Raw genomic sequence first — 16762 nt, 5'->3', positions numbered from 1 at the left:
ATAGTTTTGCGGGCATTTTCAAATAGCCTTGGTATATAATTACCTATATGCTACGACGCCAGTTGATTGTTGCCAAATTCACACACTTCAGGATATACAATTGCCCGTCAATTAAAATCGCTGGTTATTGTTGCCAGATTTCACACCTGGCAGCAACTACGATTGCCTTTACTTTACTATTCCGTATTATTATTGCCCAACCTCAAAGCCTGAAGGACAGGCGTTCTCTTCCTCGTACAATTCCCGGTAATTATTGGCAAATTCCACACAAGCCTCCTTGCTGGCAGAAAATTTGCGACCCTTCTCAAAACTCAAAGTACATGGCAAAAACAATTGCAGCCCAACTCGTTGCACAGCTTGTAAAGGCCGGTGTAAAGCGTGTACATGGCGTAGTAGGCGATAGTCTGAATGGCATCGTCGATGAAATCAGGAAACAGGGAAATATCGAATGGATTCATTACAGGCACGAGGAAGCGGCGGCATTTGCTGCTGGTGCAGAGGCGCAGTTAACCGGCACACTGGCTGTTTGTGCGGGGAGTTGTGGGCCGGGTAACTTACATCTCATCAACGGGTTGTACGACTGTCACAGAAGTATGGCGCCTGTGCTGGCCATTGCGGCACACATTCCCAGTATGGAAATCGGTACCGGGTATTTTCAGGAGACTCACCCCGACCTGATCTTCCGGGAATGTAGTCATTATTGTGAAACCATTGCTTCTGCCCGCCAGATGCCAAGGGTATTACAGATAGCTATGCAAAATGCGATCGGGCAAAGAGGGGTGGCGGTCATCACCATTTCGGGAGATGTAGCGCTGGAGGAAATGGAGGACGACTCACTGGAGCACCCGGTGATGCAACGTTTACCAGCAGTAAGACCACAGGACAGCGACCTGGATCTGTTAGCCGGCATGATCAATTCTGTAAAAAAGGTCACTTTGCTCTGTGGAAGTGGTTGCGCCGGTGCACACGATGTACTCATGGACTTCGGGGCAAAAGTCTTGTCTCCTATGGTCCACGCCCTCAGGGGGAAGGAGCACGTAGCTTACGACAACCCGTATGATGTAGGCATGACTGGGTTGATAGGATTTGCTTCAGGGTATCATGCCATGGAAGATAGCGACCTGTTGCTGCTGTTGGGTACGGATTTCCCCTACTCCAACTGGTACCCTGCGAAATCTAAAATTGTACAGATCGACTTGCGCCCCGAGAAACTGGGGAAGCGTTGTAAACTTGACCTGGGCCTTGTAGGAACGGTGAAAGAAACGCTGGCAGCGCTACTGCCGTTGATCGAACAAAAGGACGATCGTAGTCACCTCGAGAAATCACTGAAGAACTATGTAAAGAGCAGGGAAGAGCTGGCAGCACACGCCAACAGTACCAATACTCCCATTCACCCGGAGTACCTGACGACGGTATTAAGTGCAGCAGCAGATCCTGACGCCATCTTTACCTGTGATGTGGGTGAGCCAACGGTGTGGGCAGCCAGGTATGTGGAGATGACAAAGGACCGTCGATTGCTCGGATCATTCAACCATGGCTCAATGGCGAGTGCAATGCCCCAGGCTATCGGCGCACAATTGGAATACCCGGGCAGACAGGTGATTTCTATGTCAGGCGACGGAGGGTTCTCCATGTTAATGGGTGATATCCTGACCATATTACAATATAATCTCCCGGTAAAGATCGTGATCTATAATAACAGTTCCCTGGGTTTTGTGGCTATGGAAATGAAGGTAGCTGGTATGGCTCCTTACGCCACAGACCTGAAGAACCCGAATTTTGCAAAGATGGCAGAAGCCATCGGCATGAAGGGTATCAGGGTGGAAGACCCGGCGGCACTGCCAGGAGCGATCGATGAGGCACTGATGCATGCAGGTCCCGTGCTGGTAGACGTGGTGGTAAATACTTCGGCGCTGGTCATGCCGCCCAGGATAGACATCAAGCAGGCGAAAGGGTTTAGTATTTATATGATGAAACAGGTGTGGAACGGCAAAGGCGGGGAAGTATGGGATACATTGAAAACTAACTTTTTAGATAAAGAATAATTGGTTATTGCACATGAGAGGAAAAGGGGACTACTTAAGTAGCCCCCTTTTTGCATTATAAATAATTATATACAACATATAAATCAGCAAAATATCTATTTTTTAGCCACATCAACCCAAAAAACACTTGCATAAACCAAACTAAACACTAATTTTATACTTAAGTACTACTAAAATTCAACCAAACATCTACTTAAGTGTAATATTAATTTTATAAAAATGTGTTTATGAAATTCTTCCCTACCACTTTGCTAATTATCTTCATTGTATGTGCTCAAGTTGCCCGGGCCGAAGAGAACCCACCGGGGAAGAAACGGAAGAGCCAACTGCTAAAGGAGCTACCAGCATCCATTAACAAGGACACAGCTAAAGAAGTAACCGGCAGCGAAGCTGCTCCTTTCAAGCCCAGTATCCAGGTGGGCGCCATCGTGCATATGTTTGCAGGCGCGGAGCAGGATGGATTTGGTAGTCCATCTGCCGCTACAGCCGCCAGGGACTGGAGTAAGAGTTTTACCCTGTATCGCGCGAGGGTGCTTGTAGGCGGACAACTCTCTAAAAAAGGGAGCTTTTTTATGGAAACAGACCTGCCTTCGGCTATTGGGGTACAGCTGACTACAGGCAACAAGAATGTAAAGGTATCCCCTATCCTGCTGGATTGTCAGTACGAGTATGATTTCTCTAATGCCTTTCAGCTGGTAGCCGGTATGCAACTGGTGTCGAACAACAGGAATGGTTTACAGGGTGCAGCCGGATTGATGGCGAATGATTTCACCTTCTTCCAGTATCCTTACAACCTGTTTGAGAACAGCGCATTGAACGGCAATTTTGGACGTGACCTGGGGGTGAATGCCCGTGGTTTTCTGGCCAAAGACAAACTGGAATACCGGTTGGGAGTCTTTACCGGCAGGAATACAGATGGCAAGGCGCCTTTACGCACCGTGGGTCGCTTAGCTTACAGTTTCCTGGACCCGGACAAGGACTACTACTATGCTGGTACTAAACTGGGGAATGGCAAAACATTCACCTGGGGAGCCGGGTTTGATACACAAGGGTCTTATTACAACCTGAGCTCGGACGTATTCCTAGACAAGCCATTGGGACAGGCGGGCTCCCTGACACTCAATGCAGCCTTTCAATACATGACCGGGGGAACAGATACGCTTTCGAAATACTCATTTGCCAGAAAGATTCCGAGACAAACAGTACAATTCCTGGAATTGGGGTATTATTTTAAGGAGCCGAAACTACAACCATGGGTAAGATTTGAAAATCAACACATCATTTCAGAGCAGGCGCAAACGAGCGGCCTACCTACATATGATTTCGACCAGAATAATTCCAGCTATGTAGTAGGCGGAGGATTGAATTACTTTTTTAATGGTACGGGCACTAACTTACGCTTATCGTATACGACCCGCTCCTACGATATAAAGGAATCCACCGGCTATGCTAATAAGACATTCGGACAGGTATGGCTGCAGGTGCAGTTCTTTATATTCTGATCCACATTATTTACCCTACATGTAATTACACATATGAAAACAACGCGCTTCTTATTCTTTTGTTTCTTATTGGCTGCATTTGCTTCCTGTCATAACAATGCGCCTAAAACCACTGAAAGTACAGGTACTGATGGTGAAACTGTAAAGATCGGGGTATTGCATTCTCTTAGCGGTACGATGGCTATTTCTGAGGTATCGCTGCGCGATGCTGTACAGATGGCTGTAGATGAGATCAATGCTGCCGGTGGTGTGCTGGGTAAAAAGATTGAACCGGTGATTGTAGATCCGGCTTCTGACTGGGATCTCTTTGCGGAAAAAGCGAAGGAGCTGCTGATCGATAAGAAGGTCTCCGCGGTATTTGGCTGCTGGACTTCGGTGTCACGTAAATCAGTACTGCCCGTATTTGAAGAAAATAACGGACTGCTCTTCTACCCTGTACAGTATGAAGGTGAAGAGTGTTCTAATAATGTGATCTATACAGGAGCGACACCCAATCAGCAATTGATACCTGCTGCAGAATACCTGATGAGTGAGAAAGGTGGCGGGTACAAGAAGTTTTATTTATTGGGAACAGATTATGTCTTTCCGCGTACTGCGAATAAAATCCTGAAAGCTTATTTATTGTCCAAGGGAGTGCCTAAGGAAAATATCATTGAAGAATATACCCCATTCCATCACCAGGACTACCAGACCATCGTATCCAAGATCAAACGTTTTGCAGCGGATGGAAAGGCCTGTGTACTCTCTACTATCAACGGGGATAGTAATGTACCATTCTATAAAGAGTTTGCCAACCAGGGATTATCTTCCGCTACCTGTCCGATTATGGCCTTTTCAGTAGCAGAAGATGAATTAAGATCTATGGATACTGAATTCCTCGTAGGGCACCTGGCAGCATGGAATTACTTCCAGTCCAATGACTCACCGGAGAATAAAAAATTCGTAGCAGCATTTAAAGCATTTTGTGAGAAGAAGGGACTACCGGGTGGTAGCAAGCGGGTTACTGATGATCCTATCTGCTGGGCGTATACAGGTGTATACCTTTGGGCAAGAGCAGCAACGAAAGCAGGTTCATTTGATGTAAACAAAGTAAGGGCTGCATTATCGGGATTAGAGTTTGATTCTCCGGATGGAAAGGTAAAAATGGATGTTGGCAATCACCACCTTGCAAAGCCGGTCATGATTGGAGAGATTAAACCGGATGGACAGTTTGACATCATTTCTAAAACGGACAACCTGGTGAGCCCACAACCATGGTCACCATTGACTTCACCTGATAAGGATTGTGACTGGGTGAACCATAAAGGTACATATACAAAATAAGGATCGCATTTATTTAACAACCGGAATCATGAAGACAATGCTCATAGCAGCCCTTGTGTTTTGGACGCAGTGGGCGATGGCTGCTGGCGATAGCACGACCATATTTGTATCACAAATTCTGCACGATACAGAAAAGACCTATGCCATTCAACAACTGATGGCAGCACAGGATCCGCAGGTGTTTCCGCTGTTGAATGCGATGAATGAAAAAAAACTTTATTTATTAAATAACCAGGCGGTGACCACCGGGGAAAAAACCGAATCTGCTGATGGCACCGCCAGTTACGAGATCTATGCTTTATATCCAAAGAACGAATTGTTGGTCAACAAGAATGGTCAACCGCTTCACACCTCCATTGATGCGTTAACGGTAGTAGAGATCAACCGCACTGACAGGCTGTTGCTCAACGGTATACTACCCATACTGCAACTATTTAGTCCTGAGCCGGCGAAAAGAATGCTCGCTTATGGCCAGCTGAAAGACAGTCATGCCCCTCACCGTATCGAAATGTTACAGCTGGCGCTTGCCCGGGAAACCAATCCTGATGCACTACGTGCAGGCAAAGACATGCTGTTTGCTATTCAATTGAATACTGCTACTGATGCACAGGCTGCCAAAATGTATATTGACAGTCTGGCCGAAAACTGGGGCGACAACGCCCCGGTTTTCCTTTCCGATTATGCAAAATCTAAAAAAGTAATGGCTGACTACGCGGGGCAGAAAGCTGTAGAGCTGGAGCATCGCTACGATTTTCTGCAAAAGGTGCAGAACTTATTCAGCGGGCTGAGTCTTGGAAGTATCCTGATCCTGATTGCCCTTGGCCTATCGATTGTCTATGGTCTTGCAGGTATCATCAACATGGCGCACGGGGAGTTTCTTATGATCGGCGCTTATACCACTTATTGTATCCAGACTTTATTTACTGAGGTACTAAAGATGCCTTATACTGACCTGCTCTTTCTGATCTCTCTCCCACTCTCTTTCCTGGTAGCGGGTTTACTGGGTCTCCTGCTGGAAAGACTGGTAGTGCGGCACCTCTATGCCAAACCGCTGGAAAGTTTGCTGGCTACCTGGGGTGTCAGCCTGATCTTCATCCAGACAGCGCGTTCTCTTTTTGGTGATCTTACTGCGGTAAAAACGCCAGCCTTCCTTGCCGGTGGCTGGGCAGTATCTCCTCATCTTGTATTGCCTTATAACCGCCTGTTTATTATCGGCCTGACATGCCTGGTCGTTGTGCTCACTTATCTCATGCTCTACAGGACCAGACTGGGTTTACAGATCAGGGCCGTTACACAGAACCGGGATATGAGTGCATGCCTGGGTATTGATACGAAAAGGGTGGCGGCACTGACGTTCTTTTTCGGTTCCGGACTTGCGGGCATAGCGGGTTGTGCGATGACACTGATCGGGAACGTAGTACCTGATATGGGGCAGACTTATATCGTGGATTCATTCCTGGTGGTGGTGACAGGCGGCGTAGGTAAGATAGTCGGCACGATTGTATCCGGACTGGGAATCGGGTTCTTCACGAAGATACTGGAAGCATTTTTCCAGGCGGTATATGGAAAGGTGTGTATCCTTTTGTTCATCATGTTGTTCATGCAGTACAAACCTAAAGGGCTCTTTCCTTATAAAGGGCGTTTAGCAGAAGATTAAATTTATGGAAAAGGAAAAGAAAATTTACTACCTGCTCTTCATCGCTTTCTTCGCCTTGCTGCTGCCGGCGGGGCATTTGATGGGATGGGTATCTATCAATACCATATCACTGTGGGGCCGGTATTTTTGTTTTGCCATTGCAGCATTGGGCATTGACCTGGTATGGGGGTATACTGGTATTCTCTCCATGTGTCAGGCGTTCTTCTTTTGTCTAGGGAGTTATGGCATTGCCATGCATATGCTGCTCAAGACAAGTGGTGCTGCGTTGCCGGAGTTTATGGTATGGAATAAAGTAGCCGCTTTACCATTTTTCTGGGTACCGTTTCAATCTCTCAGCCTGTCTGTGATCTTATGCCTGCTCATCCCTTCCCTCCTGGCTTTTATTATTGGATATGTATTGTTCAGAAGCAGGATCAAAGGGGTGTATATGGCCATCATCACACAGGCCCTGGCACTGGCGATGTGGTTGTTGTTTTTGCGGAATGAAACGGGACTGGGTGGTACGAATGGACTGACCGATTTCAGGACGTTACTGGGATTGCCGTTGTCGAATACCTATGTGAAGCTGGGTTTGTATTTAGTGTCCTTATTGCTTTTGTGCCTGGCTTATTTCGCCTGTTACAAAATGACGCATTCCAAATTCGGAAAGGTTTTGCAGGCAATTCGCGACAGTGAACCGAGGGTGAATTTTACAGCCTATAAGGTAATGGATTATAAACTGGCAGTGTTCGTAGTCGCGGCTTTGCTGGCGGCGGCAGGTGGTATGCTGTACGCCCCGCAGACAGGTATCATTACCCCGGGTCGTATGGATGTAAAAGCATCCGTAGAAATGGTGATGTGGGTAGCACTCGGCGGCAGAGGTAAGCTGAAAGGAGCGGTAGCCGGTGCTTTGCTGGTAAACTTCCTGTATAGCATCTGCACCAGTTTATTCCCTGACTCCTGGTTGTATATACTGGGCTTCCTGTTTGTCATCACGGTATTATTCTTTGACAAGGGTTTTGTAGGATTAATAGATACGCTGACTAAAAGAAAAGAACCATGCTACTAGATGTGAATAACCTGGCAGTGTCCTTTGGCGGGGTGCATGCATTATCGCTCAGTCAGTTCAGGCTGCATGACAGGGAGCTGCGTGTGATCATTGGTCCTAATGGAGCAGGGAAAAGCACCTTCCTGGATATTCTTTGTGGCAGGACAAAGCCGGATACGGGGGAAGTAATGTTCAATGGCAGGGCGATACTGGGAATGACGGAAGTGAACATTGCGCGGTTGGGGATAGGCCGGAAATTTCAAAAGCCCTCCGTATTCCCGGGACTTACGGTGTACGATAATTTATTGCTGGCGGCGAAGATGAAGAAGGACATCTGGTCTTCCTTATTTTTCAGGCCATCGCAACTATTGCAAACGCGTATCCATGAGGTAGCGGAGAAAATCGGGCTGACGAACGTGCTGTCGTCTGTAGCAGGCGCTTTGTCGCACGGCCAGAAGCAGTGGCTGGAGATAGGAATTGTGGTATTGCAGGATCCGAAGTTATTATTGATAGACGAACCTGCAGCGGGGATGAGTGATGAAGAGACGTATAAGACAGGAGAATTATTGCTGGAATTAGCCAACAATCATGGCATCATCGTGATTGAGCATGATATGAAGTTTGTACAACAGATTGCCCGGGAAAGGGTAACAGTATTGGAAAGAGGGAAATTGCTGGTAGAAGGGAGTTTTGAAGATATCAGGAATGATCAGCGGGTGATCGACTGCTACCTGGGGCGTAATAATACTCAACTCGAAAATTTATGAGCAAGATTTTACAGGTACAAAATGTGGTGGCGGCTTATGGGCAAAGTACCATCCTGTGGGGCACCAGTCTGGAGGTAACAGCGGGTGCGGTGACGACGGTAATGGGGCGTAACGGAGTGGGTAAGACCACGCTTTTAAAAACGATTATGGGTATGATCAGTGCACGGGAAGGAGCAGTGATTTTCAAAGACAGGAATATTACTGCGATGGGGCCTGCAGGCAAAGCGAAAGCGGGCATAGCTTATGTACCGCAGGGCAGGGAGATTATCCCGAAACTGACGGTGTACGAGAACCTGCTGCTGGGATTGGAGGCAGCACCAGACCGGAGGGCAGGTATTCCGGAGGAGGAGATCTATCATTTGTTCCCGATACTGCGTGATTTCAGGAAAAGGGCTGGCGGTAACCTGAGTGGTGGCCAGCAGCAACAACTGGCAATAGCGCGGGCGCTGGTAAGCCGTCCTTCCCTCCTGCTGCTGGATGAGCCGACAGAAGGAATACAACCCAGTATCGCACAGGAGATCGGGCATATTTTGCAACGGCTGGTGCAGGAGAAGGGTTTGTCTGTACTGCTGGTAGAGCAAAAGATTGACTTTGCCAGGCAGGTGAGTGACTATTATTATTTTATGGATAGAGGCAAAATGATCAATCATGGGAGTGCGGAGGAAATGGACTTTGCTTCACTGGAAAGGCATATCGCGGTTTAATAAAAGACTACCTGGCAGCAAGGAATTTTATTATCTTCATAGCTATATGCATCGTATCTCAGAAGATCGCCGGGTTTTCAAATTTTTCACTGCTATGTATGCGGTGGCGCTCACTACGCTGGCCGTGCTTTCCATTGTGAGCCAGATTGGTATCCAACAGGCATTGAGTCACCAGATGCACGATTCTCATGTAATCAATTTCGCTGCGCGGCTACGTACATATAGTCAGACGCTCAGCAAACTGGCCTTACTGATCGAATCGGGGCAGGATATTGAGACGAATCGAAAAGAGTTTACCAACACCTTCATGCAGTGGCAGAAGTCACACGAAGGCCTGCAATCCGGCAATAACTTCCTGAACCTGCCTGCCAATGACCAGGATGAATTAAAGCAGATGTTCGACATTATACGAACGCCGCACCAGGAGATCTGGAAGGCTGCTTCGCAAATGAGTGCGATACTGAGCAGTGATAAGCCTGTTGATACAGCGGTCATTCATCCTTATGTGCAGACGATTTTAGCGTACGAAAAGTCGTACCTGCTGGGAATGGAGCTGATTGTATTTGATTATGATCGTTTTTCCAAGGAGCGGGTACGCAAGTTGAAGCAGGTAGAATTCCTGATGCTGGGATTGGTATTGCTCACATTGGTCATTGAGGCAGCGGTGATCTTTTACCCGCTATCGATGCGGATCAGAAAGGTCATCAAAGGATTGATCGCTTCGGAGGAAACTTCCAAGCAACTGGCAGACCAGCTACAGGAGGCCAACCGGTTGATGGAGCAATCGCATAGTGAACTGCGGGAGGTGACCTATGCACTGGACAGGGCGACCTATCTGGTAAAAACAGATCATGAGGGGCATATCATTTATGCCAATGATAAATATTGCCATGTAACACGATATAGTATGTCGGAGTTGCGTGGCAAACCGCTTTTCCATCATTACTTTGACCACCTGAATGATCCTGCGAGGAAGCTGGAGGTATGGCAGGGCGAGATCTTTGATCATGCGGCTGATGGTACGGGGTTCTGGCTGGATGTAACGATGATCCCAGTTTTTGATAACACGGGCAGGTTGTACCAGTACATGGTGATCTGCAGTGATATTACGAAGCGTAAAAATACGGAAAGAGAGATCCGGCAACTCACGGAAGAGAAGCTGCGGCGGCAGGACATGGAGCAGAAGATACGGAGTTATGCGATCATCAGCGGGCAGGAGAAAGAGCGTAAGCGGGTAGCGGCAGAGATTCATGATGGCATTGGGCAGATGCTGACCAGCCTGCGTATGAAACTGGAGCTGGTAGAAGATAGACTCCCCGAGCCGAATGTGGAGATCAGTAAAGTAAATGGGTTGCTGGTGAATATTATTACGGAAACGAAGCGGATCTGTTCTGACCTGTTGCCCAGTGTGCTGGAGGATTTTGGGTTGCGGGCGGCGATAGAGGAACTGATCAAGACCTGCCGGGAGACGGCCAGGAATGTGGCATTTAACCTGGAAGAATGCAACCTCTCCCAACCATTGCCACGGGAGGTGGAGATCGGTATTTATCGTATACTGCAGGAGGCACTGAACAATGCGATCAAGCACGCACAGGCTACGCAGATAGATGTTCATATAGACAGGGAGGAAGGTTTTCTGAACCTGATGATCCACGATAATGGAAAAGGGTTCTACTACGACAGTCAGCATTTCTTTTCACGCGAGCAGGTGAGGAAGATCAATGGGCTGCGTAATATGAAGGAACGCGCGGAACTGTTAGGCGGCACCTTAAGCATCAATTCACAACCCGGAAAAGGCACAATTATACAATTAGAAATCTCATTTTAAACCCATGGATAAAATCTCGGTATTTTTAGTCGATGATCACGAAATCTTCAGGAATGGCTTGAAACAATTGATCAACAGTGAACCGGATATGGAGGTATCGGGAGAGGCGAGTACTGGTGAAGATGCGTTGCACGCATTGAGTAGTAGTCAGCCAGATGTTGTGATCATGGATATCCGGATGCCGGGTATCAATGGTCTGGAGACGAGTACGGCCCTGTTAAAGGCAAGTCCGCGCACGCATATTTTATTCTTCAGTTTATTTGACGAACCGGACTATGTGGCAGCAGCGCTGGAAATGGGGGCAAGTGGCTACATCCTCAAGGACACCAGTAATAAGATCTTCCTGAATGCGATCAGGACGATCTACAGCGGGAAGTACTATTTTATCGGGGAGGTGAGCGATATATTGGTGAAGAAGTACCAGGCGGCACGGCAGAGTGCAGCACACCCGGTGGCGCAGGCGGCAGATATCTCATTGAGCAGAAGGGAGGAACAGATTATCAGGATGGTGAATAATGGGCTCAACAATAAGGATATAGCCGAGTCGCTGGGGTTGAGTATCAGGACGATAGAAGCCCATCGGATGAACATCCTGAGAAAGTTCCAGGTGAATAGTATCGAGGAGGTAATTGAGTACTGCAGAAGTGCAAATTTGTTGAAGGAAGAGTAGCTACCTCATTTTTCACATGTAAAATAGTCTGGTTCCTGTGAGAAATCTCCATTCAAAGGTGAAGATTTCTCACAGGAATTTCTTTTTAGGATCAATTTGTACAATTTTTTCCGTGTTTTGTGCATTGTTCCCCTTCCCCATCCTTCCTACTTTTGTTATACTAATTTGATCATTATCATATTAAAATAAACAGTTACAAAAACAGTGTAACAGTTGTAGGTTTAAGAAATGGCCGGAATACTCATATTCCGGCTTTGTCATTTGGTCAGGTTTTTTCTGCCGAACCCGACTTTCCGTCACACTCTTCCATTCCGGACTGACTTTTGTTGCTATTACCGCAGGAGAATAAATATTACATATGGCTTTTATAGATTATTATAAAGTACTGGGACTGGAAAAAACAGCTTCAGCCGATGATATCAAGAAAGCGTACCGTAAGCTGGCGAGGAAGCACCACCCCGACATGAACCCAAATGATAAGGAAGCAAACCTTAAATTTCAACAGATCAATGAGGCGAACGAGGTGTTAAGCGACCCTGAAAAGCGTAAGAAATACGACGAGTACGGCGAGAACTGGCGTCATGCGGAGCAATTTGAACATGCTAAGCAGCAACAGCAGCAGCAGGGTTACACCTATGGTGGTCAGACGGGTTTTGAGGGCTTTGGCGGAGGTGGAGAATTCTCTGAGGAGCATTTCTCTGACTTCTTTGAGTCCTTATTTGGCCGCGGAGGCGGAGCTGGTAGTAGCAGGGCCCGTGGTAAGTACCGTGGGCAGGATTATCAGGCAGAACTGCACCTTGGGTTGCGGGAAGCGGCTACTACACATCAGCATACGCTGAAAGTGAATGACAGGAATGTGAGAATTACTATCCCGGCGGGTATTGCCAATGGCCAGGTGATCAAACTGAAAGGTCATGGGGCGCCTGGTGGTAATGGCGGGCCTGCGGGCGATCTGTATATCACTTTCATAGTAGAGGATGATGAACACTTTAAGCGCGTTGGAGATGACCTTTATGCTAATGTAGATGTAGACCTCTATGCGGCATTACTGGGTGGAGACATCACATTTGATACCTTGAACGGAAAAGTAAAACTGAAGGTAAAACCGGAAACACAGAACGGAACGAAAGTCAGGCTGAAGGGTAAAGGGTTCCCTATTTACAAGAAAGAAGGAGAAGCGGGGGATCTGATCATCACGTACAACGTGAAACTACCTACAGGGCTGAGTGAAAAAGAGAAGGAACTGATCCGTGAGTTAGCAAGTGTTTCATCCAAAAACTAAGTATCATGATTAGCATTACGCATTATTGCACGATTCATAATATAGATACATCTTTTGTACATGCCTTGGCAGATGAGGGGCTAATCGTACTCACCATTGCAACTGACGGACCTTTTATTGAAGAAGAGCAGTTGCCTGACCTGGAGAGCTATACACGCTGGCATTATGAAATGGGCGTGAATACAGAGGGGATTGACGTGATCAGGCATTTGCTGGCCAGAATCCGTAACATGCAGCATGAGATGCATAATCTCCAGATGCGGCTACGGTTGTATGAGGATGGAGATTGAATAAAAAAAGCGATCGGTTTTTAGTCCGATCGCTTTTTTTTTTGAGATAGTTGTTGCGTTATTTTTCCATCAGCCATTGCTGCTGCTTAGTGGCCAGCTCGTAGGTCAGTACCCCATTTCGCATGCCTACGTAAATTTTCCCCTGGTACACGACCAATGATCGCGGAAATAGATATCCATTCCAGAAGCCCTTTTCGATCAGCATGTGTGATACACCATTTTTATCTACTGACAACAGGGACTTGTCGGTGATGATGATGATATTACCTGCGTCATCGATGTCTGCAGCAAGGGGTGTTGATTTCAGCTTTTTAAACGGAACGATTCCTTTCTTTTTGTCTACTTTGACAATGCTGTTGACCGTATCTGCATTGACACCATAGACTACACTTTCACCATCCAGTAATTTAATCAGTGGTTGTTCTGCTATTTTGGTTTTGCTTTTCCCATTGGAATCAAACCAATACAGGCTCCCTCCAGCCGCGGCCCGGTAAAATGCTACGAGGTAACCTTCATCTGTTTTTACGATCGAGCGATTTCCTGTCAGTTTACCGGAATCTGCCGGTGTCGGTGTGATCAAAAAAGGTAAAGGCTGATTAGCCGACATCAATCCTTTTGTTGCATACACTTCGCCGTATTTCATATATACAATGTAATCGGCGGCGCTTTCTTTATACTTTGACAAAGTCGGCGTGTCTTTCGGGATAGGGTGTGACTTCCAGTTGCTCAGGAGTAAATCTCCGTCCTGAAAGGAAGTTACGCATAGGGATAGTAGTAACAAAAGGCGCATAGTTGCTATTTTTTCCAGTCATTGTCTGCCGGTGTTGCATCCATAAAGATGCCGCCATCCAGTTTAATACCGGTCAGCTTTTTGGCTGCTGGTACAGTGAGTGCCAGGTCTTTGGTACCGGACTTCCACACGGCAGGTGTTTTATGTATCGTATCGGTGGTACCGTCTTCATAGGTCAGCACGATATCAAAAGGGATCGCGAAACCACCAACATTGTTGATGCCCAAATTTACTTTATTTCCGTGTTGATCGAAACGATAGAGTTTCAGGTCGATATAGTTATTGGAAAAGAACCAGTTATTGAAGAACCAATTCAGGTTCTGACCGCTGCCGGCATTGATGGAATTGAAATAATCCCATGGAATAGGGTGTTTCCCATTCCAGTTGTTCATGTAGGTATGCAGGGCCTTTTTGAACACATCATCGCCGAGTAGGTCTTTCAGGGCGAGATAAGACAGAGAAGCCTTACCGTAGGAATTGTTCCCGTATCCATGACCACTCACCTGGTTGGATTGGGTAATGATGGGCTGATCTTCTTCGGAAGACAGATCGCTGATATAGCTTCTTACGCGGAAGTTTTTGTAAAACTGATCTGCTTTCTCTTTTCCTCTTTCCGCGATACCGATCAGGTATTCAAAGGTGGTTGCCCATCCTTCGTCCATGTAGGCATAACGGCTTTCGTTGATACCCATGTAGAAAGGGAAGTAGGTATGTGCGATCTCGTGGTCCTGCACCAGTTGGGCAAACTCGAGATTGTCACCGGTGGTTTCATCATTCACCATCATGGGATACTCCATGTCTGCATAGCCCTGGAAAGCCGTCATCGTGGGGAAAGGATAGGCTACACCGGGCCACCGGGTGGAGAAGAAATTGAGGGCATAATGAGAGAACGCTACGGAATGATGGAAATCGGCGGCTTCATCGCTGTAAGCAGCCTGTATGCTGGTTCTGCGGTTGGTAGCGCTATCTACCACTACACTGGCAGCATCCCACACATAGTGATTACTGATACCGAGGGTAGCATCAGCGATGTTCCGGGAGGTGAAGACCCAGGTATTCCATGGGTGCTGGCTGGTCACCTGGTGGGTTTCCATATCTGCTTTGGTGGCAATATGGGTGATATCGTCGGTGGTATAGCTGTTTTTCAGTTTTTTGGCGACGGCAGGTTGCAGTACTTCGTCAGGGTTCTGTAAGGTGCCGGTACCCCATACAACGTAGTTAGCGGGCACTTTAACAGCTACTTTATAGTCGTTGAAGTCACTGTAGAATTCCACCCTATCCGCGTGCTCTATTTTGTCCCAGCCGTTGTAATCATCGTATACGGAAATGCGGGGATAGAAATAAGCGAGGAAGAAGGTGGTGCTGTCGATTGCGCCTTCCCTGCCACTCTGTACAGACATATCGTAATGCCAGCTGATGTGGAACTGCATACTGTCTCCGGCATTGAGTGGCTGGGGGAGTTTTACATCCGCTACGGTGCCCACATTATTATCGAATTGCACGCGCATACCGTTGATGAGGAGGGTATCGACGAAGACGCCGTCCGTGAGGAAGTCTTTGCTGACATAACCTGAGCGGGGTGCCTGATTCTTGTGAATATTACAGATCAGTCTGAGCACTATTTTCTTTAATGTATCAGGACTGTTGTTGATGTAACGGATAGATTCTGTGCCGTAGATGGTACGGGATGGCGGGTTAGCGGTGACCTGGATGTCGTATCTGCCTGTATTTTGCCAATACTTAGGACCAGGTTTACCGTTCAGGTCTCTGGTTTGATTGGTATAGGCTTTCTTAATGTTGCGTGGCTGATAAATGTCCTGCGCTTGTGCGATGGAAAAGAGACCCAGTAAAGCTACCAGGCTGCTAAAAGATTTGATCATGTGTTACCTGCTTTCGAAATTTATATAAAAATATATAGAATTTTCAGGGTGATGACCAAATATTCCAGCAGCGGTAGGCTTGTTATTTAGGCGTTCTGACGGATTATCTGTTCGATATTATGACCTGGGACAACGCCGGACTGGCGCCAGAGCACTTTACCATTTTTGAAGAGGATAAGGGTAGGTACACCTTGTATCTGGTAAGCGGAGGCTGCCTGCGGGTTTTTATCTACGTCTACTTTGATAATGCTGGCAGATTCGCCCACTTTCTTCTTCACATCTTCAAGGATGGGGGCCATCGTTTTACAGGGTCCGCACCAGGTAGCAAAGAAGTCTACCAATACCGGTTTATCGCTGTTGATCATTTCTGCAAATGTTGCCATGGTAGTTGTTTTAAGAAGGGGTGCAATTATTATTCCAGCACGCGAACACGTGTCAGAGTGGCAGGGAAAGAAGCTATGCTGTGAGAAATGGATACTGATCCAACAACTTCCACGGTCCATGCAGGTACTTCCACGTGCTGAAACCGGTAGTTGTAATTACAAACGGCTGAAATTGCTGTGATAATTCCTGGTGCAACTGCTGTGCCTTGAAAGCGGTTACTTTGTTTTGTACAGTGATATGGGGCCGTAAGGGCAGCTGATCCTGCCTGATTAGCCAGGGAGCAAATGCCTGCTGCATTTGTTCGTGTAGTTTTTTCAATTCATCAGAGACAAGTGTGTATGCCACGCAGGTACCCATCAGGTGCACTTTATCTACCGTCAACTGTAACGCGGGTCTTAACGCATGTTTCCTGAGTACATCCGGAATACTTGCTTCATTAGCAGGTAATTTATGAAACAACGTAATGTGTGCATCCAGGTAATTCGCATGCGCAGGAAAATGCTTTTCCCTCAACGCATTGAAGAATGCCTGGTCTTCCTTTGCCATATTCAGTGTAATGATCAGCGTACCCGTTTGTAAAATTTGTTCCATATAAGGAGACAAAATTACGTAA

The 16762-nt window shown here is 47.0% G+C and carries 15 protein-coding genes; 11 read left to right on the top strand and 4 right to left on the bottom strand.

All coding sequences use genetic code 11. The annotated features are described in order from the left end of the window. Nucleotides 1-320: 320 nt before the first annotated feature. The 11 genes from poxB to ABDW33_RS19270 all read left to right on the top strand — a co-directional run bounded on the left by poxB (nucleotide 321) and on the right by ABDW33_RS19270 (nucleotide 13095). Nucleotides 321-2045, top strand: a complete 1725-nt coding sequence (gene poxB, locus ABDW33_RS19320) for a ubiquinone-dependent pyruvate dehydrogenase (RefSeq protein ID WP_343691732.1) — start codon at nucleotides 321-323, stop codon at nucleotides 2043-2045. A 227-nt stretch (nucleotides 2046-2272) separates the two neighbouring features. Then, nucleotides 2273-3547 carry a hypothetical protein gene (locus ABDW33_RS19315; RefSeq protein WP_343691731.1) on the top strand — a complete coding sequence of 425 codons (1275 nt, stop codon included), beginning with the start codon at nucleotides 2273-2275 and terminating at the stop codon, nucleotides 3545-3547. 33 nt (nucleotides 3548-3580) lie between these two features. Then, the gene (gene urtA / locus ABDW33_RS19310) at nucleotides 3581-4870 is read left to right on the top strand and encodes an urea ABC transporter substrate-binding protein (protein ID WP_343691730.1); all 1290 of its coding nucleotides are present in this window, start codon (nucleotides 3581-3583) and stop codon (nucleotides 4868-4870) included. 28 nt (nucleotides 4871-4898) lie between these two features. Further along, nucleotides 4899-6527, top strand: coding sequence for an urea ABC transporter permease subunit UrtB (urtB, locus tag ABDW33_RS19305; protein ID WP_343691729.1), 1629 nt, complete (start codon nucleotides 4899-4901; stop codon nucleotides 6525-6527). Between the two features lie 4 nt (nucleotides 6528-6531). After that, a complete protein-coding gene (urtC, locus tag ABDW33_RS19300; protein WP_343691728.1) occupies nucleotides 6532-7575 on the top strand; it encodes an urea ABC transporter permease subunit UrtC in 1044 nt (347 codons plus the stop codon). Further along, a complete protein-coding gene (urtD, locus tag ABDW33_RS19295; protein ID WP_343691727.1) occupies nucleotides 7566-8321 on the top strand; it encodes an urea ABC transporter ATP-binding protein UrtD in 756 nt (251 codons plus the stop codon). The genes urtC and urtD overlap by 10 nt, the downstream gene beginning before the upstream one ends. After that, a complete protein-coding gene (gene urtE, locus ABDW33_RS19290; protein WP_343691726.1) occupies nucleotides 8318-9025 on the top strand; it encodes an urea ABC transporter ATP-binding subunit UrtE in 708 nt (235 codons plus the stop codon). Before urtD ends, urtE begins: the two co-directional genes overlap by 4 nt. A 46-nt stretch (nucleotides 9026-9071) precedes the next feature. Continuing rightward, nucleotides 9072-10853 (top strand): ATP-binding protein, encoded by a 1782-nt coding sequence (locus ABDW33_RS19285; protein WP_343691725.1) that lies wholly within the window; start codon nucleotides 9072-9074, stop codon nucleotides 10851-10853. Between the two features lie 4 nt (nucleotides 10854-10857). Next, on the top strand, nucleotides 10858-11523 hold the full coding sequence (locus ABDW33_RS19280) for a response regulator transcription factor (protein ID WP_343691724.1): 666 nt from the start codon (nucleotides 10858-10860) through the stop codon (nucleotides 11521-11523). Nucleotides 11524-11881: 358 nt separating this feature from the next. Beyond that, nucleotides 11882-12805 carry a J domain-containing protein gene (locus ABDW33_RS19275; RefSeq protein ID WP_343691723.1) on the top strand — a complete coding sequence of 308 codons (924 nt, stop codon included), beginning with the start codon at nucleotides 11882-11884 and terminating at the stop codon, nucleotides 12803-12805. A gap of 5 nt (nucleotides 12806-12810) precedes the next feature. Then, a complete protein-coding gene (locus ABDW33_RS19270; protein ID WP_343691722.1) occupies nucleotides 12811-13095 on the top strand; it encodes a chaperone modulator CbpM in 285 nt (94 codons plus the stop codon). Nucleotides 13096-13153: 58 nt separating this feature from the next. Here ABDW33_RS19270 and ABDW33_RS19265 read toward each other — a convergent pair whose 3' ends face one another. The 4 genes from ABDW33_RS19265 to ABDW33_RS19250 all read right to left on the bottom strand — a co-directional run bounded on the left by ABDW33_RS19265 (nucleotide 13154) and on the right by ABDW33_RS19250 (nucleotide 16740). Further along, a complete protein-coding gene (locus tag ABDW33_RS19265; protein WP_343691721.1) occupies nucleotides 13154-13885 on the bottom strand; it encodes a hypothetical protein in 732 nt (243 codons plus the stop codon). A gap of 5 nt (nucleotides 13886-13890) precedes the next feature. Beyond that, nucleotides 13891-15765: a M1 family metallopeptidase gene (locus ABDW33_RS19260; RefSeq protein ID WP_343691720.1), complete on the bottom strand. Its 1875-nt coding sequence runs from the start codon at nucleotides 15763-15765 to the stop codon at nucleotides 13891-13893. A gap of 86 nt (nucleotides 15766-15851) precedes the next feature. Further along, nucleotides 15852-16148 carry a thioredoxin gene (gene trxA, locus ABDW33_RS19255; protein ID WP_343691719.1) on the bottom strand — a complete coding sequence of 99 codons (297 nt, stop codon included), beginning with the start codon at nucleotides 16146-16148 and terminating at the stop codon, nucleotides 15852-15854. A gap of 73 nt (nucleotides 16149-16221) precedes the next feature. Further along, entirely contained in the window at nucleotides 16222-16740 is a 519-nt protein-coding gene (locus ABDW33_RS19250; protein ID WP_343691718.1) for a 2'-5' RNA ligase family protein, read from the bottom strand. Between the last annotated feature and the right edge of the window lie 22 nt (nucleotides 16741-16762).

This window comes from Chitinophaga sp., assembly GCF_039596155.1.
GTDB lineage: Bacteria > Bacteroidota > Bacteroidia > Chitinophagales > Chitinophagaceae > Chitinophaga.
The sequence above is the reverse complement of the archived record's forward strand: the minus strand, read 5'-3'. Positions and strand labels throughout refer to the sequence as shown.